Here is a 17,802-nt window from a genome sequence, read left to right as displayed (position 1 = left end):
TCCTCACCCGCGCTCGATCCAGTGCAGCGTCCCCGGCGCGAAGGCCAGCAGATCCGCTGCCTCCAGCGACGCGCGCGGCCAGTGGCGTTCCGGCGGCTTCGGCTGCCGGGCACCCACCGCACCGTCGTAGTCACGCACCAGCAGGCCGATACGCGCGGCACCGGCCTGCAACAGCGCTTCGATACGCTGCAACCACTGGCCGGCATCCCCCAAGGCTTCATCGCGGCGTGCCTGCTGATCCTGTTCATGCCGCGCCAACTGCGCCGCCAACGCGCGCGCGATTTTCGCTTCGCTCCAGCCCTTCCTGCGCCAGCGTTCGGCATCGCCGTTCCACTCACGAACCGCCTGCGCCGAGGCCAGCGACGTGCCGCAATCGCAGTGCACGGCACTCAACCACGGCTGCCAACCGGGCCCGACCGCTGACTGCAGGCTGGGCGAATCCTGCGCAAACAGGCGCCGGCCACTGCGCTGCATGATCGCGGCGGCATCGACCTGCGCAATCGACGCAGGAAGGAACAAGGTGATGAACGTGCACATGCGGCTATCCGGGTCCGTCCGGGGATGCGCCCCATGGTAACTCGCCGGGGTCAGAGCCCTTTCCTGAGGAAAGGGATCCGAGCCCGATCCGGCGGATCAAGCGATGCCCAACCCCGGGATCGCGCTGATGCTGTCCGGGTCGAATCCGGCCAGCTCGGCGAAATGGCGGCCACGCGCCACGTAGTCGCGGTAGGCACCAAAACTCGGCGCGCCCGGCGACAGCAGCACCACCCCGCCCTGCGCCCCCAGCGCGCTGCGAGCCAGCGCCATCGCCTCGGGCAGATCGCCCGCCGCGTGCAGGCCGAAGCGGCCGGCATCGGCCAACGGTTGCAGCATCGCGTGGATGCGCGGGCCGTTGCTGCCCATGGTCACGATCTCCACCGGCGGCACGTCGTGCGCCATGTGCTGCATGAAATCGGTCCAGTCCAGCCCACGATCGTGCCCGCCCACCAGCAGCGCGATGCGCTGGCCGGCAAAGCACTCCAGCGCGGCCAGGCTGGCATGCGGCGTGGTGCTGATCGAATCGTTGACGTAGGTCAGGCCCTCGGCCACGCCGATGCGCTGCAGGCGGTTCGGCAACGGACGGAAATCCTGCACCGCCGGAGCGAGCGCCACCGCGTCCAGGCCCACCGCTTCCAGCGCGGCCAGCACCGCGCACAGGTTGCCGCGGTTGTGGCGGCCCGGCAGCGGCGTGTTGCAGGTATCGAATACGGGCTGTTCACCGCGATGCACGACGTCACCGCGCATGTGCCAGCCCTGCGGCTGGTTGAACCAGACCACTTCACTGTCGGGCAACGACAGCGCGGCCAGGTGCGGATCGGCGGCATTGAGCACGGCGATGCGCGGCGCAGCTTCGGTCACCAGCCGCAGCTTGTCTTGGATGTAACGCTGTTCGCTGCCGTGCCAGTCCAGGTGTTCCGGGAACAGGTTCAGCACCACCGCCACCTGCGGGTGGGCGCCACTGCGCGCCACTTCCCCGGTCTGGTAGCTGGACAGTTCCACCGCCCAGTATTCCGGCGCCGGCTGCGGATCCAGCACTTCCAGCAGCGGCAGGCCGATGTTGCCGACCAGGCCGGTGCGGTGGCCGGCGGCACGCAGCAGGTGCGCGACCAGCGCGGTGGTGGTGCTCTTGCCCTTGGTGCCGGTCACGCACACGGTGTCGTGCACGATGCCATCGTCGGCGGCGTGTTCGGCGAACCACAGCGCGGTGCCGCCGATGAACGTGGTGCCCTGCTCCGCCGCCGCCAGTGCGATCGGCTGGTAGGGGCTGATACCAGGCGATTTGATCACCACATCGAACGCGGCCAGCGCTTCGGCAGTGGGTTCACCGCGCACGTCCAGCAATTCCTGCGTTTCCGCACGCGCCGCCTCGGCCTCAGCGGCCGGGCAGAACAGGCTCAGGCCAAGCGTTGGCAGGCGCTCACGCAGCACCGCAAACGCGGCGCGGCCCTCACGGCCCCAGCCCCACAGCGCAACGCGCTTTCCCTCAAGCTTCGAAATCTTCACGCACCCGTTCCCACAGCGCAGCCGGAACGCGGTGCTCGCCCTGCAGCTGCAGCAGCGGCGTCAGTTCCAGTTCGGCGGCATCCAGCTGCGGCTGGATCTCGTTGCAGAAGCGCTTCACCAGCACGTCTTCCTTCCACTCCGGGCGCTGCGCCAGCGTCGCCATCGCCGCACGCGATTCGCGGCCTTCACCCACGCACTCGAACGGCTTGTGGTCCTGGAATTCCAGCAGCGCATCGAAGCCACCGGCCTGCTCGGCATCGTCCAGCAGGTTGCGGCCGAAGATGCGCACCAGGCGCGTCTTGGGCATGAACGGGGCCAGCGCCAGGAACACGAAATGGCACTTCGGGCAGACGCCACACCAGCGGTTCACCGGGCGCTCGCCGAGGATGTGGAAATTGCGGTTGCAGCTGGAGAAGTGCGCGTCGTAGAAATCAGTCTTGGCGAACTGGCGGGCCACCGCCAGCTCGGACATCGGTCGCAGCAGCGAGTAGTACTGCAGATCCGCCGCCACGTACTTCCGCACATGGCTGCCGAACGCCTGCTCGCAGGCCCAGCCCTTGGACCACTGGTGGTTCACTTCGCCGGTGCCCGGAATCTGGCTGCCGTAGCTGGCCGAACGCTCGTTGGAGAACACGACCTGGTCCACGCCGTGCAGCAGGGCGGCCAGCACCATGATTGCCGAGTTCACCACCGTCACCGGGATATGGCCGTTCCAGGCGCCCTGGCGGTTGAGCTCGAACAGTTCCGGTGCCAGCGTGCGGCCCAGGTTCAATGTCGGCAGGCCGGTGCGCTCGGCGCACGCACGGATCAGCTGCGAGCCACCGATCCAGGTCACCGTCTCGTCCACGCCGGCACGGCGCAGCGCTTCGATGCTGACCAGCGAATCCTTGCCGCCGCCGATGGCCACCAGCGCGTGCGGCCGCAGGCCCAGCGCCGGCGCCTGCACGGCCTCGCCCTGCACCGGCAACCGGAAGCGGCCGCGCAGGTTCAGGCCGTTGCGGTAGGCGAATTCGCCCAGGCCATTGAGGTAAATGGTCTCCACCAGTGCGGCGGTATCGGCATCGATGCTGTAACTGTCGATGCTGACCGTATCCGGTACGCCGGCCTTGTAGTAGCTGACGCCGGCGATCAGGTGCAGCAGCTGCAGCGCACGCTGCACGGCGGCGGCGCGCGCCTCGTCCAGCACGAACGGGGCGCCGGGCACGGTGATGGTTTCCACCATCTCCGGGCCGTCGTCGAAGGCGTAGACCAGCCGGGCCACGCCGGTATCCGCTGCGAAGTCGCAGCGGACGAAGCGGAAGCGGGAAACCTGGTGTTTGTCGAAAGCAGTCATGGTGTATCCGGTCAGGCACGGGCCCGCGCGAAGGCGCGGGGCGTGTCGGTGGGCGGGTGCAGGGCGCGCGCGGTGGTCATTCGATCACGTCTTCGCGCGGCAGCATCCGCTGGTTGTAGGTGTTGGCCATCACATAGCCGTAGGCACCGGCATCGGCGATCAGCATCACGTCGTCCGGCGCAGTGGACACCGGCAGCTTGCGGCGCTTGCCGAACACATCGCTGGATTCACAGATCGGCCCGACCACATCGAACGCCGCTTCGGCATACCCCCCCTGCCGGCTGAGGTTCTCGATGTCATGCCAGGCGTCGTACAGCGCCGGGCGCATCAGTGCGTTCATGCCGGCGTCCAGGCCGACACGGCGCACGCCGTCCTTTTCCACCACCTGGGTGGCATGGGTCAGCAGCACGCCGGATTCGGCCACCAGGTAGCGGCCCGGCTCGATCGCCAGGCGGAATGCCGGATGCAGCGCCTTGACCTCGGCCAGGCCCTCGGCCCACGCATCCAGGTCGAATGGCTCGTCCTCGGCGGAATACGGAATCGGCAGGCCGCCGCCGATGTCGATGGTCTGCACGCTGCCGATGCGGCGGGCGAAACCGGCCAGCTCATCGCACATCAGGCGCCAGTGCTGCGCAGTCTCCACGCCGCTGCCCAAGTGCGCGTGCAGGCCGACCACGCGGCTGCCCAGGTCGGTGGCCGTGCGCACGAATTCGTCGACGCGGGCGATCGGCAGGCCGAACTTGGAGTCCTTGCCGCCGGTACGGACCTTGGCATGGTGGCCTTCGCCACGGCCCAGGTCGACACGCAGCCACAGCTCGCGGTTGCGGAACAGGTCCGGCCAGCGCTGCAGTGCTTCGACGTTGTCGACGGTCACGGTCACCCCGAGCGCGAACGCCGCTTCGTATTCGCTGCGCGGGCAGAAGCTGGGAGTGAACAACACGCGCTTGGGCGACAGTTCCGGCAGGTGCTGGAACACGTGCTTCAGTTCGCCGTGCGAGACGCACTCCAGGCCGAAGCCCTCGGCTTCCAGCAGCTGCAGGATGGCCGGGTGGCTGTTGGCCTTGATCGCGTAGTAGCGCTGGTCGATCGGCTTGATCGCGGCCAGCGCGCGGGCACGGGCGCGCACGGTCGGCAGGTGGTAGACGTAGCGCGGCGTACCGGCATCGGCCAGCTGCAGCAGGTGCGCGCGCTGGCCACGCCACCAGGGCGTGCCACGCGGGCGCACGGTGCCGGCGATCTCGCGCCAGCGCGGGCCGAACACCTCGGTCTCTTCCACCGGCATCGCACCGCTGTCAATCAGCTCGGCGTGCAGGATCGGCAGCAGGCCGTCAGCATCGGCCTCGTCGATGACGAAGGTCAGGTTCAGGTCGTTGGACGACTGCGAGATCATGTGCACGCGCTCGCGGCCAAACGTGGCCCACACGTCCGACAGCTTGTGCAGCAGCGAGCGCATGCCACGGCCGACCAGGGTGATGGCCGCGCACGGCACGATCACCTTCACCTTGCAGATCTGCGACAGGTCCGCCGACAGCGCGGCCAGCACATCGGTGTTGACCAGGTTCTCGGACGGGTCCAGCGACACGGTGACGTTGGTTTCGGCCGAACCGATCAGGTCCACCGACAGGCCGTGCTTCTTGAACAGGTTGAACACATCGGCCAGGAAGCCGACCTGCTGCCACATGCCGATGCCTTCCATCGACACCAGCACGATGCCGTTGCGGCGGCTGATCGCCTTCACCCCCGGGACCGGCGCGGCACTGCCATCGATGCTGGTACCCGGCAGTTCCGGGCGCTCGGTATCGAGAATGGCCATCGGCACGCCGGCATCACGGCACGGCTTGATCGAGCGCGGGTGCAGCACCTTGGCGCCGGTCGTGGCAATTTCCTGTGCCTCGTAATAGTCCAGGCGGGTCAGCAGGCGCGCGTCCGGCACATCCTTCGGGTTGGCGCTGAACATGCCCGGCACGTCGGTCCAGATCTCCACGCGGCTGGCACCCAGCAATGCACCGAAGTACGCCGCCGAGGTATCCGAACCGCCGCGACCGAGGATGGCGGTGCCGCCATCGGCGTGACGCGAGATGAAGCCCTGGGTGATCAGCAGGCGGGTCGGCTGCGCGCGGAAGCGCTGCATCCACTCTGCGTCGGCGCGCCACTGGCAGTTCACCGACAGGCGCTGCGACCAGTCGCTCTGGTTCGGCTGCGGCGGCATCGCATCCAGCCACTGGCGGGCATCCATCCAGCCCATGTCCAGACCTGACGCGCGCAGGTAGGCCGCACCCAGTGTGGAGGACAGCAGCTCGCCCTGGCCCAGCACTTCGGCCTGCCAGTCCAGCGGACGGGTGGCCGCGCGCGCGTCGTCCAACAGGCCCTGCAGCGCCGCCAGACGTTCGGCCAGCACCTCGCGGCCCAGGCCCAGTTCAACCAGGAAGCCCTCGTGGCGCTCTACCAGCGCGGCCACGCGATCACGGCTGTCCGGCGCGCCATCGGCGATCGCGGTCAGTTCGTTGGTGACCCCGGACAGCGCCGACACCACTACCAGCACGCGCGAGCCGGTCTCTTCCGCACGTTTTTTCGCCAGCTTCCCGATCGTGTCCCAGCGATGACGACGCGACACCGAGGTGCCGCCGAACTTCAGTACGATCCAACGATCGACAAGGGGGGAAGCTGACATGGATTGGCTATGTAGAATGTGGGGAAGCCGCCCTCGGGGGCGGAACCTTTGATTCTAAGCGCAATATCCCCGTAGATGGCCGTCCTTCGTTACCTGCAGCTCGATGTCTTCGCCCCCCGCCCCGGCACCGGCAACCCACTGGGCGCCATCCTGGACGCCGACGGGCTCTCCAGCAGCCAGATGCAGGCCCTGGCCGCCTGGCTGAACCTGTCCGAGACGGTGTTCTTCCTGCGCCCCAGCGCGCCCGGCGCCGACTACCACATCCGCATCTTCACCCCGACCCGGGAACTGGCGTTCGCCGGCCATCCCAGCGTCGGTGCGGCCTGGGTGGCGGTGACCTGTGGCCTGGCGACTCCACGTGACGGTGCCCTGCTGCAGCAATGCGCGGCCGGGCTGTTGCCGGTAAAGGTGAGTGGGCCGGCCGAGGCGCTGGAGATCCAGCTGGCCAGCCCACCGGCCCGGCAGCTGGCAACCGCCGCCGACGCGGCACCCGCAACGCTGCTTGCGCTGGCTGCCGACGGCCATGCACCGGAGCTGTGGGACAACGGCGCACGCTGGTGGCTGCTGCCGCTGCGCGATGGCGCCGCCGTGCGCGACCTGGAGCCGGACATGGCATCGGTGGCCGCCTGGAGTCTCGCCACCGATGCCACTGGCGTGGCGGTATTCGCCGACGAAGCCGGCACCGACCACAGCCGCGTGGTCCGCGCGTTCTGTCCTGCTGATGCGCCCAGCGTGCCCGAGGACCCGGTGACCGGCAGCGCCAATGCGCTGATCGGCGCCTGGCTGCGGCAGCGCGATGCCCTGCCCGGCCGCGAGGGCCGCTACGTGGCCAGCCAGGGCCGCGAAGTAGGCCGCGATGGCCGCGTGCAGGTGCAGGTCGACGCGCAGGGCACGGTGTGGATCGGCGGCCAGGTGCAGTGCGTGATCGACGGCAGCATCCATTGGTAGCGCCGGTCCACGCCCGGCGAACGCAGTACACGGACGCCGGGCATGGCCCGGCGCTACCGTATCCCCTCTCGTTTACGGAATCTGCCCCCTATGACCACCCGCCGTTTCCTGCAGCTGGATGTGTTCTCCCCGCGCGCCGGCGCCGGTAACCCACTGGCCGTGGTACTCGATGCCGAGGGCCTGGATGACGCCAGCATGCAGGCCATCGCACGCTGGACGCGCCTACCGGAAACCACCTTCGTGTTCGCGCCGCAGGCACCTGGTGCCAGCTACCGGCTGCGCATGTTCAGCCCGCAGAAGGAAGTCCCGTTCGCCGGCCACCCCAGCGTCGGCACCGCGCATGCGGTGCTGCAGGCGGGCCTTGCTACACCGGTCGAGGGCGTGCTGGTGCAGGAGGGCATTGCTGGTGCGCTGCCGCTGCGCGTCAGTGGTGAAGGTGCGCAGCAGCGCATCGCCATCCGCACCCCGCGCGCGCAGCTGGCCGAAACCGCCGAAGCCACCGATCCACGCCTGAAGGCCGCATTGAAGGGCTGGCCACTGGGCACACTGCCGCCGGCACGCATGCAGGGTGGCCGCAGCTGGTGGGTGGTGCAGGTGGCCGATGAAGCCGCATTGCGCGCCCTGCAGCCGGACTGGGATGCGGTGGCGGCAGTGGCTGAATCCACCGACAGCATGGGCGTGTTCGCCTATGCCTTCAGCGATGGCAGCGAGGGGTTCGATCTTGCGGTACGCGCCTTCGTCGGCAACGGTCGCCGCTTCGAAGACGCCGCCTCGGGTGCCGCCAACGCCGTGTTGGCCGCGTGGCTGGACCTGCGCGAGGCACTGCCGCGGGGCCGTGCGCCGTTCGAAGTCAGTCAGGGCCGCGAAGTCGGCTACGATGCGCGCCTGACCCTGTTGGTCGATGAGGACGGCGAGGTCTGGTCGGGCGGTCAGGTGCAGACTGTGATTGCCGGCACCCTCGATTGGTAAAGGGACACTGTACAGCCGAGCCCACGCTCGGCTGCTCTTCGGCCAGATCACGGCAGCTGCAGAAGCCGAGCGTGGGCTCGGCTCTACAAGAGCATCCGGCGCTCAGCCCAGCTCGGCTTCCAGGCTGATCGGCACCGCACTCAACGCCTTGGATACCGGGCAGTTCTGCTTGGCGTCATCGGCAATGGCGCGGAACTTGGCCGCGTCGATACCCGGCACTACGGCCTTTACCTTCAGGCGGATCTGAGACAGCTGCGGGCCGCCTTCCAGCGACAGATCGACCTTGGCTTCGGTGTCCAGCGAGGTCGGGGTGAAACCGGCTTCGCCGAGCTTGGCCGACAGCGCCATGGTGAAGCAGCCGGCATGCGCGGCAGCGATCAGTTCTTCCGGATTGGTGCCCTTCTCGTCGCCGAAGCGGCTGTTGAAGCCGTAGCGGGTCTTGTCCAGCAGGCCACTCTGCGGCGTGCTCAACTGCCCCTTGCCCGACTTCAGGTCGCCTTCCCAGTGCGCGGTGGCGTGTCGCGAGATTCCCATGTGCTGCTCCTGCGTGACGGTGATGAACGATCACCCTCGCACGTGGCGCGTTAGCCCTGCGTCGCTCCGCCGCACGCGCCACGTCGCTCCGGCGCCGGGCAGATGGACACGTCCTCGCCAGCCGGAAACGCATTTCCCCCTTGTTTTCAGTGGTTTCGCGCATTCCTCCAATGACCGGGCGCTGGCGGCCAGCCGCGTCCCGACACCCCCGCCCCCCATCGCCGGCCATGTACTGAATCGGCCTGGATATGAAAAAACATGCACTTTCCGCGCTTCGGGCTATTGGCGGCGCCCGAGAGTTGCCCTACATTGCGCTTGCCGACGGGGTTCGGCGCCGACCAAACAACCAACCGTTCACGGAACAGGAAACCATGGCAAAGACCGCTAAGAAGGCTGCCCCGAAGAAGGCAGTGAAGAAAGTCGCGACGAAGGCAGCCGCCAAGCCGGCCGCTCCGAAGCCGATCAAGGAAGTGCTGACCAAGTCCGGCCTGGTTGCACACATCGCTGAAGCCTCCGGCGTCATCGCCAAGGACGTCCGCGCTGTGCTGGCCTCGCTGGAAAGCGCCGTCGCATCCTCGGTGCACAAGAAGGGCGCTGGCTCCTTCACCCTGCCGGGCCTGCTGAAGATCACCACCGTCAATGTGCCGGCCAAGCCGAAGCGCAAGGGCATCAACCCGTTCACCAAGGAAGAACAGTGGTTCGCCGCCAAGCCGGCCACCACCAAGCTGAAGGTGCGTCCGCTGAAGAAGCTGAAGGACGCCGCGCTGTAAGCGCGCGCCCCAACGCGGATTCCGACGGGACGGCTCTGGCCGTCCCGTTTTTTTGTCCCAACCACGGCCCGCAACACAGCGTTGCCGCATCCCAGGGAATGCCCGTACAGGCCCGTCGCCATTGGCTGGGCCCCGCCTGCGGCGGTGCCGGAACGTACCGGGTGGAACACTGCGTGCAGCGCCGGCCGTCGCCGCCGACCGTGGCCTTGCCTATGGTTGGCACATCCTCCACAGCTACGGCGAGCATCTCCTCATGGCCAGCCCCTCCACCCGCTACCGGATCTCGGTGACCCCCATCGAAAAGGACGGGGTGCAGTGCACCGGGCGTTGCACCATCGAACTGGAACATCGCGCCAGCCGCGACCTGATGCGCCTGCTGGAAGCGGCACCGCGGACGGCAGGGCTCAGCGGCGATGAACGCGCGACCCTGGTGATTGCCACCCAGCTGCTGCGCGACATCGTGCAGCGCCACGCCGAAACCGATGGACATGCGTTGGCCGCCATCGCCGGGCAGGTGCTGCCGGCGCTGGATGCACTGGAACAGTTGCCCTCCTCCCGCTGATTCCCGCGCAGCCGATACACTGTCAACCCACATCGCCTCGGGGAGGAGGCATGCGCAGGACGCTTTTCCTGATCGCGCCACTGGTGCTGCTGGGCTGTTCCAGACCCACTGCACAACCGGAGGTTGCGCCAGTGCCGGCGCCAGCGAGCGCCGATGCACAGGCCGTTGCAGACACCGACGCAGCACCGCTGCAGCGAGCAACGATCGATCCGCTGTTCGCCGCGGTCGCTGCCGACGCCGAACCACCATCGGTGATGCTCAACCGCTACGTGATCGCGCTGCTCAACCGCAACCGCAGCGCCAGCGACGCGGCATGGGCGATTCCACCGGTCGATCCGCACCGCGCAGATGACGCTGCCATACGCCAACTGCAGGACCTGCGCACGCTGCGCCTGGACAGTGGCACCCCGCTGGCACGCGATGGCCGGCAGCCATCCCGGTTGCTGGAGGTGCCGGTGCGGCTCCGCGCGACCACCGCACAAGGCACCTTCCGCTTCCGCGGCTGGTATCGCGTGCAGCCCAGCCCGGACGGTCGCGCCTGGCAGATCCAGTCGGCGCAACTGCGGCCAACGCTGGACTGAACCGTTGCAGCGGCATGCACGCACGATTCAGCCGACCCGGCTACTCTTTCCTCCATCCATTCCCTGTCCAGCGGCCACCGCCATGCGCCTGCGTTCCCTGATGACCCGCCTCGCCGCCTCCACCGTACTGATCGCAGCCGCGATCGGTGCTCAGGCCGCCCCTTCCATTTCCGGCCGCGAACTGTCGGTGGGCGCCAGCGATGTGCAGCAATACCTCGATGGCAGCTTCCCGCGCACCCAGGACGCCCTGGGCGGACTGATCGCCCTGACCATGAGCCACCCTCAGCTGAGCCTCCCGGCCGGCGAGCGTTTGAACCTCGGCATGGACGTTGCACTGGCCACTGCCGGTGGCAATCCGGCCAAGCTGGGTACGGTGAAGCTCAGCAGCGGCCTGCGCTACGACGCACAGACCCAGGGGTTCCACCTGCAGCAGCCCAGCGTGGATGACTTCACCCCGGCCAACCAGGGTGGTCGTCTCGACTCCCGTACCCGCGGCCTGCTCAACGCCTGGCTGAGCGACTACGCCCAGCGTGAGCCGATCTACAAGCTGGATCCGGCCGTGGCCGGGGTACTCGGCGCTCTGCAGGTGCAGTCGGCGCAGGTGAAGAACGGCAAGCTGGTGGTCACCTTCAACCAGAACCTGGGCAACCTGGTGCCGGCAGGCGTGCTGGGCAAGTAAGGTGGTGCCGGCCAGCGGCCGGCACTACCGGTAGCGCATCAGGCGGCAAGTGCCTTGACCACCGCCTCACTGAAGGCCGGGATGTCATCCGGCTTGCGGCTGGTGATCACGTTGCCGTCGACCACGACCTCGGCATCGCGCCAGTTCGCCCCCGCATTGGTCAGATCCTGCTGCAGGGAAGGCCAGGACGTCAGCTCGCGGCCATCGGCGAGGCCACTGTTGATCAGCAGCCACGGGCCATGGCAGATCGCCGCCACAGGCTTGCCGGCCTCGTCTACTGCGCGGACGAAGCCGAGTACAGCCTCGTCGGTACGCAGCGTGTCCGGATTGATGACCCCTCCCGGCAGCACCAGCGCATCGAAGCTGGCCGGATCGGCCTCATCCAGCGGAATATCCACCGCGACGGCGTCGCCCCAGTTCTTCTCTTTCCAGCCCTTGATCGTCGCCTCCTTTGCAGGCGACACGACGCTGACGCGCGCGCCTTCGGCTTCCAGCAGACGCTTGGGTTCGGTCAGTTCGGACTGTTCAAAGCCGTGGGTGGCAAGGATGGCAATCTGCTTGCCCTTCAATCGTTCTGCCATGGGTGCACTCCGGTTGGGGGTGCCGACAGAATGGAAGAACGGCCCTTGCACGGCGGTGACCCTGCCGTGCACGGCAGGTGGAGAGCCTCCGGGTGGCGCCGGCCGCTGGCCGGCACCCGGATTGCGCCTTGCCGGCCAGCGGCCGGCACTACCCGGTACCGGTCAGCGCTTGGGCTGCAGCATGGTGCCAGTGCACTTGGGTGAGCCGCAGCGGCACTCCCAGATCTTCTTCAGCTTGGCGGTGTGGCGCTCGGCCAGGGTGATGCCGTAGTTGTAGGTCAGTTCCTCACCGGCCTTGATGTCACGCAGCGCCTCGATGAACACCTTGTCACCTCGGCTGTCACCGTCCTCGTCTTCCTCGATCACTGCCTCGCAGTTCGGGTCGCAGCTGTGGTTGATCCAGCGCGCGTCATTGCCCTTGTAGTTGGCATCGATCACCCAGTCGTCGTTGAGGGTGAACAGGAAGGTATGGCCACTTTCGACGTCGCCGCTGTCATCGGCATCAACGTCGCCGTGGCTGCGCAACAGGCCCTTGTACTGGATCACGCGCTCGCCCTGCTTGATCGGGGCCACGGCGAACACGCCGTTGCCATGGATGGCGGACTTGCGGGCTTGGATCTTCTTGGGCATCGGCAAGGGAGGTCTGCAGCGAAAGGAACGTTGATTCTCGCCCATTCCGGGTGATTGCGAAAATCACCCCGTTGGCGCAGCATGGCGCCCCGGCAATGGCCCCGGTGTGTCGTCCCGGTCCGTCCCAGCGCCGGCTGAATGCCCGGGTTGGATGGCGGCGAATAAAAGCGTACAATTTCAGTCCGCTTTAAGAACCGCTCGCATTCCCATGTTGCGTGTCACCAAGCTCACCGATTACGCCACCGTGGTACTGACCGTGCTTGCCGCCCGTCCGGGCGAGGTGCTCAGTGCCACCGAGCTGGCCGAATTCACCGGCCTGGAGCCGCCCACCGTCAGCAAGGTGCTCAAGCCACTGGCCCAGGCCGGCCTGGTCGAAGGCCTGCGCGGTGTCCGAGGCGGCTACCGCCTGACCCGCCCGGCCATCGAGATCTCGCTGTTCGAAGTGGTCGAAGCGATGGAAGGGCCGCTGGCCCTGACCGAATGCAGCCACGACCACCACCAGTGCGGCATGGCGCCCAAGTGCGGCGCGCGCAGCAGCTGGCGGCTGATCAACGACGTGGTCTCCGAGGCCCTGCGCGATGTCACCCTGGCGCAGATCCTGCCCCCTCTCCCCCTTGCCGATGACGAACAGCGCCGCACCATCGCTGTCGACGTCGTCTCCTGATCCGTAGGCAGCCCCCCATGGCCACCGAAACCATCGAAAACGTCGCCCACGACGACACCCCCAACCGCGAGATCCACGAGCAGCTCGGCCGCAAGTATTCGGCCGGCTTCATCACCGAGATCGAATCGGACTCCCTGCCGCCGGGCCTGGACGAGGACACCATCCGTGCCCTGTCGGCCAAGAAGGAAGAGCCGGAGTGGATGACGCAGTGGCGCCTGGACGCCTACCGCCACTTCCTGACCATGCCGATGCCGGACTGGGCCAAGCTGGAGATCGCCCCGATCGACCTGCAGGCGCTGAGCTACTACTCCGCGCCGAAGGGCCCGAAGTACGCCTCGCTGGATGACGTGCCCAAGGAACTGCTCGACACCTACGACAAGCTGGGCGTGCCGCTGCACGAGCGTGCCAAGCTGGCCGGCGTGGCGGTGGATGCGGTGTTCGACTCGGTGTCCGTCGGCACCACGTTCCGCAAGGAACTGGCCGAGAAGGGCATCATCTTCTGCTCGATGTCCGAGGCCATCAAGGAACACCCGGAGCTGGTGCGCCAGTACCTGGGCACCGTGGTGCCGGTGGGCGACAACTACTTCGCCGCGCTGAACTCGGCGGTGTTCTCCGATGGCAGCTTCGTGTTCATCCCCAAGGGCGTTCGCTGCCCGATGGAACTGAGCACCTACTTCCGCATCAACGCCGGCCACACCGGCCAGTTCGAGCGCACCCTGATCGTGTGCGAGGACAAGGCCTACGTTTCCTATCTGGAAGGCTGCACCGCGCCGATGCGCGACGAGAACCAGCTGCACGCCGCGGTGGTCGAGCTGGTCGCGCTGGAAGACGCGGAGATCAAGTATTCCACCGTGCAGAACTGGTACCCGGGCGACGAGAACGGCGTCGGCGGCATCTACAACTTCGTCACCAAGCGTGCCGAATGCCGTGGCGCGCGCAGCAAGGTCACCTGGACCCAGGTCGAGACCGGTTCGGCGATCACCTGGAAGTACCCGTCCTGCGTGCTGCTGGGCGACGATTCGGTCGGTGAATTCCATTCCGTGGCGCTGACCCACCACCGCCAGCAGGCCGACACCGGCACCAAGATGATCCACGTCGGCAAGCGCACCAAGAGCAAGATCGTCAGCAAGGGCATCAGTGCCGGCCGCGGCCAGAACACCTACCGCGGCCTGGTGAAGGTCGACCGCAACGCCGATGGCGCACGCAACTACACCCAGTGCGATTCGCTGCTGATCGGCAAGCAGTGCGGTGCCCATACCTTCCCCTACATCGAGGTGAAGAACCCGGGCGCCACCGTCGAGCACGAGGCCACCACTTCGAAGATTTCCGACGACCAGCTGTTCTACTGCCGCGCCCGTGGCATCAGCCAGGAAGACGCGGTGTCGATGATCGTCGACGGCTTCTGCAAGCAGGTGTTCCGCGAACTACCGATGGAGTTCGCGGTGGAAGCCAAGAAGCTGCTGGAAGTCTCGCTGGAAGGGTCGGTCGGTTAACACGCCAACCACCTTCGTCTGAATATTTCAGCCACGCGTGGCGTGGCTCTACTGGATTCATACCATGCTGAAGATCGAAAACCTCCACGCCCGCATCGGCGACAAGGAAATCCTCAAGGGCCTGTCGCTGGACGTGAAGCCCGGCCAGGTGCACGCCATCATGGGCCCCAACGGCGCCGGCAAGTCCACCCTGGGCAATGTCCTGGCCGGCCGTGACGGCTATGAAGTGACCGAAGGCAGCGTCCAGTTCGAGGGCGCCGACCTGTTGGACCAGGACCCGGAAGCCCGCGCCGCCGCCGGCCTGTTCCTGGCCTTCCAGTACCCGGTGGAAATCCCGGGCGTGAACAACACCTACTTCCTGCGCGCCGCACTGAATGCACAGCGCAAGGCCCGCGGTGAAGAAGAACTCGATTCCATGCAGTTCCTGAAGCTGGTGCGCCAGAAGCTGGCCGTGCTGCACCTGAAGGACGAACTGCTGCACCGTGGCGTCAACGAAGGCTTCTCCGGTGGCGAGAAGAAGCGCAACGAGATCTTCCAGCTGGCCGTGCTGGAGCCGAAGCTGGCGATCCTCGACGAAACCGATTCGGGCCTGGACATCGATGCGCTGAAGAGCGTGGCCGACGGCGTCAACGCACTGCGCGCCGCCGACCGCTCGTTCCTGGTCATCACCCACTACCAGCGCCTGCTGGACTACATCAAGCCGGACGTGGTGCACGTGCTGGCCGATGGCCGCATCGTCAAGACCGGCGGTCCGGAACTGGCCTTGGAACTGGAAGCGCACGGCTACGATTTCCTCAAGGATCGCGTGGTGCGCGAGGCGGCGGTCTGATGAGCGCCCTGCTTGACTCGATGGCCCAGGCCTTCCGCGGCAGCGATGCGCGCCGCGAAGTGCTGGATGCGGCCCTGCGCGACGGCCTGCCGGCCGCCCGCAACGAAGCCTGGAAGTACACCTCGCTGCGCCAGCTGGAGCGCCGCGCCTTCGCCCCCGCACCGCAGGCCCCGGCCGCGCTGGATGCCGAGGCACTGGCCGACATTCCCGCGCCGCGCCTGGTATTCGTCAACGGCCGTCTGCACGATGGCCTGAGCGACACCCACGGCCTGCCCGCCGGCGTGCAGCTGGAAGCGCTGTCCAGCGCACTGGCCGCCGGCGAGGATGCCGCGCGCTTCCCTGGCCGCCGCTATGAGCGCAGCGACGAAGTGTTTGCCCGCCTCAACGCTGCCCTGGCTGATGAAGGCGTGGTGCTGCGCGTGGACGAAGGCGTGCAGGTCGAAGTGCCGCTGCAGCTGGTGTTCGCCAGCGTGGCCGGCGATACCGACCTGGCCTGGCACCACCGCCACCTGATCGAACTGCGTGCCGGCGCCAGCCTGGGCGTGGTCGAGCACCGCTTCAGCGTGGGTGATTCGGCCCACCTGGACAACACCGTGCTGCATGCCCACGTCGCCCGCGATGCCGTGCTCAAGCACGCCCGCGTGCAGACCGGCAGCGCGCGCCAGACCAGCTTCCTGCGTACCGACGCAGTGCTGGCCCGCGACGCGCAGTACCACCGCGTCGACCTGGAACTGGGCGCCGCGCTCAGCCGCCACGAACTGAACGTACGCCTGGAAGGCGACAACGCCCAGCTGACCGCCAACGGCGTGCTGCTCGGCAATGGCCGCCGCCACGTCGAGACCCGGCTGGGCATCGATCACATCGCGCGCGACACCAGCTGCGAACTGCTGTGGCGCGGCGTCGCCGCCAACCGCAGCCGCGTGGTGTTCCATGGTGGCATCCAGATCCGCGAAGGCGCCGATGGTACCGACGCGAACCTGTCCAACAAGAACCTGCTGCTGTCGGCCGACGCCGAGATCGATACCCAGCCGACGCTGGTGATCGACGCCGATGAAGTGAAGGCCGCGCACGGCGCGACCGTCGGCCAGCTCGATGCCAATGCGCTGTTCTACCTGCGCTCGCGCGGCCTGCCGCAGGCACAGGCGCAGGCACTGCTCAGTGCCGCGTTCTGCCACGAACCGCTGAAGATCCTGCCGGAAGCCCTGCGCGAACAGCTGGCACGCCGCCTGGACAAGGCCCTGGCCGAGGCGGGTGTGGCATGAACCTGTCCACCCCGCGCCCGATCGAAACCCCCAGCGGCGCGCCCGACTGGGACCGCGTCCGCCTCGACTTCCCGCTGCTGATGCGCGAAGTGCACGGCAAGCCGCTGGTCTATTTCGACAATGCCAACACCGGCCAGAAGCCGGTGCAGGTGATCGGCGCGGTGGACGAGTTCTACCGCCGCTACAACGCCAACGTCAGCCGCGCGGTGCATGCACTGGGCAGCGAAGCCACCGACGCCTACGAAGGCGCGCGCAACAAGCTGGCGCGCTTCCTCAACGTGCGTGCCAGCGACCTGGTGCTGTGCAGCGGCACCACCTTCGCCATCAATCTTGTGGCGTATTCGTGGGCGCTGCCGCGGCTGAAGGCCGGCGACGTGATCCTGGTCTCGCGCATGGAGCACCACGCCAACATCGTGCCGTGGCAGCTGGTCGCGCAGCGTACCGGCGCCACCATCCGCGTGGCCGAGATCACCCCCGATGGCGCGCTCGACCTGGATGCGCTGCGTGCGGCGATGACCCCCGAGGTCAAGCTGCTGGCGGTCACCCATGTGTCCAACGTGCTGGGCACGGTCAACCCGGTTCGCGAGATCTGCCGTGAAGCGCGCAAGCGCGGCATCATCACCGTGGTCGATGGCTCGCAGGCGGTGCCGCACCGCAAGGTCGACGTCGCCGCGATCGGCTGCGACTTCTACGCCATCACCGGCCACAAGATGTGCGGCCCGACCGGGACCGGTGCGCTGTGGGCGCGCCGCGAGCACCTGGACGCGATGCCGCCGTTCCTCGGCGGTGGCGAGATGATCAAGGAAGTCAGCTTCGACGGCACCGTGTTCAACGATGCCCCGCACAAGTTCGAAGCCGGTACCCCGAACATCGCCGGCTTCATCGGCCTGGGCGTGGCCGCCGACTACCTGCAGCAGCTGGGACAGGACAACGTGGAAGCGCGCGAAGCCGAACTGCTCGCGCACTTCACCGAAGAACTGCGCCGCGTCGACGGCCTGCGCATCATCGGCGAAGCGCCGGAGAAGGCCGCCGTGGTCTCGTTCCTGATCGACGGCGCGCATGCCCACGACCTGGCCACGCTGCTTGATCTGGAAGGCGTGGCCGTGCGCTCGGGCCAGCACTGCGCGCACCCGCTGCTGCAGTACTTCGGTGTGGCGGCCACCTGCCGCGCCTCGCTGGCGTTCTACAACACCCACGCCGAGATCGAGCGCTTCATGACCGCACTGACCAAGGTACGCAAGCTGTTGGGGTGA

18 protein-coding genes are annotated in these 17,802 nt (G+C 67.5%); 11 read left to right on the top strand and 7 right to left on the bottom strand.

Going from position 1 to position 17,802, the window contains the following annotated elements; translation table 11 throughout:
• Positions 1 to 3 precede the first annotated feature (3 nt).
• From ACZK0Z_RS05685 to ACZK0Z_RS05670, 4 genes are all read right to left on the bottom strand, one after another.
• Complete coding sequence (locus tag ACZK0Z_RS05685) at positions 4 to 537, bottom strand: hypothetical protein (RefSeq protein ID WP_049430041.1); 534 nt, start codon at positions 535 to 537, stop codon at positions 4 to 6.
• Between the two features lie 96 nt (positions 538 to 633).
• Entirely contained in the window at positions 634 to 2,043 is a 1,410-nt protein-coding gene (gene murD / locus ACZK0Z_RS05680; RefSeq protein ID WP_197632843.1) for a UDP-N-acetylmuramoyl-L-alanine--D-glutamate ligase, read from the bottom strand.
• Positions 2,024 to 3,376, bottom strand: a complete 1,353-nt coding sequence (gene murL / locus ACZK0Z_RS05675) for a UDP-N-acetyl-alpha-D-muramoyl-L-alanyl-L-glutamate epimerase (RefSeq protein WP_099560396.1) — start codon at positions 3,374 to 3,376, stop codon at positions 2,024 to 2,026. Before murL ends, murD begins: the two co-directional genes overlap by 20 nt.
• A gap of 76 nt (positions 3,377 to 3,452) precedes the next feature.
• Entirely contained in the window at positions 3,453 to 6,047 is a 2,595-nt protein-coding gene (locus ACZK0Z_RS05670) for a bifunctional aspartate kinase/diaminopimelate decarboxylase (RefSeq protein WP_197632845.1), read from the bottom strand.
• 75 nt (positions 6,048 to 6,122) lie between these two features.
• Here ACZK0Z_RS05670 and ACZK0Z_RS05665 point away from each other — a divergent pair, with 75 nt between their 5' ends.
• Both ACZK0Z_RS05665 and ACZK0Z_RS05660 read left to right on the top strand, forming a co-directional pair.
• Positions 6,123 to 6,995, top strand: a complete 873-nt coding sequence (locus tag ACZK0Z_RS05665) for a PhzF family phenazine biosynthesis isomerase (RefSeq protein ID WP_197632846.1) — start codon at positions 6,123 to 6,125, stop codon at positions 6,993 to 6,995.
• Between the two features lie 90 nt (positions 6,996 to 7,085).
• On the top strand, positions 7,086 to 7,964 hold the full coding sequence (locus ACZK0Z_RS05660) for a PhzF family phenazine biosynthesis isomerase (RefSeq protein ID WP_197632848.1): 879 nt from the start codon (positions 7,086 to 7,088) through the stop codon (positions 7,962 to 7,964).
• A gap of 102 nt (positions 7,965 to 8,066) precedes the next feature.
• Here ACZK0Z_RS05660 and ACZK0Z_RS05655 read toward each other — a convergent pair whose 3' ends face one another.
• Entirely contained in the window at positions 8,067 to 8,498 is a 432-nt protein-coding gene (locus tag ACZK0Z_RS05655; protein WP_049430047.1) for an OsmC family protein, read from the bottom strand.
• Between the two features lie 371 nt (positions 8,499 to 8,869).
• Here ACZK0Z_RS05655 and ACZK0Z_RS05650 point away from each other — a divergent pair, with 371 nt between their 5' ends.
• The 4 genes from ACZK0Z_RS05650 to ACZK0Z_RS05635 all read left to right on the top strand — a co-directional run bounded on the left by ACZK0Z_RS05650 (position 8,870) and on the right by ACZK0Z_RS05635 (position 11,090).
• Positions 8,870 to 9,268: an HU family DNA-binding protein gene (locus tag ACZK0Z_RS05650; protein WP_010483539.1), complete on the top strand. Its 399-nt coding sequence runs from the start codon at positions 8,870 to 8,872 to the stop codon at positions 9,266 to 9,268.
• 253 nt (positions 9,269 to 9,521) lie between these two features.
• Positions 9,522 to 9,830 carry a DUF3861 family protein gene (locus ACZK0Z_RS05645; RefSeq protein ID WP_049430048.1) on the top strand — a complete coding sequence of 103 codons (309 nt, stop codon included), beginning with the start codon at positions 9,522 to 9,524 and terminating at the stop codon, positions 9,828 to 9,830.
• A 50-nt stretch (positions 9,831 to 9,880) separates the two neighbouring features.
• Positions 9,881 to 10,411, top strand: a complete 531-nt coding sequence (locus ACZK0Z_RS05640) for a hypothetical protein (RefSeq protein ID WP_049430049.1) — start codon at positions 9,881 to 9,883, stop codon at positions 10,409 to 10,411.
• Between the two features lie 82 nt (positions 10,412 to 10,493).
• Positions 10,494 to 11,090: a YceB family lipoprotein gene (locus ACZK0Z_RS05635; RefSeq protein WP_005408439.1), complete on the top strand. Its 597-nt coding sequence runs from the start codon at positions 10,494 to 10,496 to the stop codon at positions 11,088 to 11,090.
• A gap of 38 nt (positions 11,091 to 11,128) precedes the next feature.
• Here ACZK0Z_RS05635 and ACZK0Z_RS05630 read toward each other — a convergent pair whose 3' ends face one another.
• Positions 11,129 to 11,671, bottom strand: a complete 543-nt coding sequence (locus ACZK0Z_RS05630; RefSeq protein WP_024956948.1) for a type 1 glutamine amidotransferase domain-containing protein — start codon at positions 11,669 to 11,671, stop codon at positions 11,129 to 11,131.
• A gap of 162 nt (positions 11,672 to 11,833) precedes the next feature.
• Complete coding sequence (locus ACZK0Z_RS05625; RefSeq protein ID WP_012479369.1) at positions 11,834 to 12,301, bottom strand: SET domain-containing protein; 468 nt, start codon at positions 12,299 to 12,301, stop codon at positions 11,834 to 11,836.
• 208 nt (positions 12,302 to 12,509) lie between these two features.
• Here ACZK0Z_RS05625 and ACZK0Z_RS05620 point away from each other — a divergent pair, with 208 nt between their 5' ends.
• From ACZK0Z_RS05620 to ACZK0Z_RS05600, 5 genes are all read left to right on the top strand, one after another.
• Positions 12,510 to 12,965 carry an SUF system Fe-S cluster assembly regulator gene (locus tag ACZK0Z_RS05620; protein WP_005408436.1) on the top strand — a complete coding sequence of 152 codons (456 nt, stop codon included), beginning with the start codon at positions 12,510 to 12,512 and terminating at the stop codon, positions 12,963 to 12,965.
• A 17-nt stretch (positions 12,966 to 12,982) separates the two neighbouring features.
• Positions 12,983 to 14,458 (top strand): Fe-S cluster assembly protein SufB, encoded by a 1,476-nt coding sequence (gene sufB / locus ACZK0Z_RS05615; RefSeq protein WP_006423171.1) that lies wholly within the window; start codon positions 12,983 to 12,985, stop codon positions 14,456 to 14,458.
• Between the two features lie 64 nt (positions 14,459 to 14,522).
• On the top strand, positions 14,523 to 15,287 hold the full coding sequence (sufC, locus tag ACZK0Z_RS05610; protein ID WP_049429367.1) for a Fe-S cluster assembly ATPase SufC: 765 nt from the start codon (positions 14,523 to 14,525) through the stop codon (positions 15,285 to 15,287).
• Complete coding sequence (sufD, locus tag ACZK0Z_RS05605) at positions 15,287 to 16,549, top strand: Fe-S cluster assembly protein SufD (RefSeq protein WP_197633769.1); 1,263 nt, start codon at positions 15,287 to 15,289, stop codon at positions 16,547 to 16,549. The genes sufC and sufD overlap by 1 nt, the downstream gene beginning before the upstream one ends.
• Positions 16,546 to 17,802: a SufS family cysteine desulfurase gene (locus tag ACZK0Z_RS05600; RefSeq protein ID WP_197633768.1), complete on the top strand. Its 1,257-nt coding sequence runs from the start codon at positions 16,546 to 16,548 to the stop codon at positions 17,800 to 17,802. The genes sufD and ACZK0Z_RS05600 overlap by 4 nt, the downstream gene beginning before the upstream one ends.

This window comes from Stenotrophomonas sp. 116085_Sma (genome assembly GCF_056479585.1).
The sequence above is the reverse complement of the archived record's forward strand: the minus strand, read 5'-3'. Positions and strand labels throughout refer to the sequence as shown.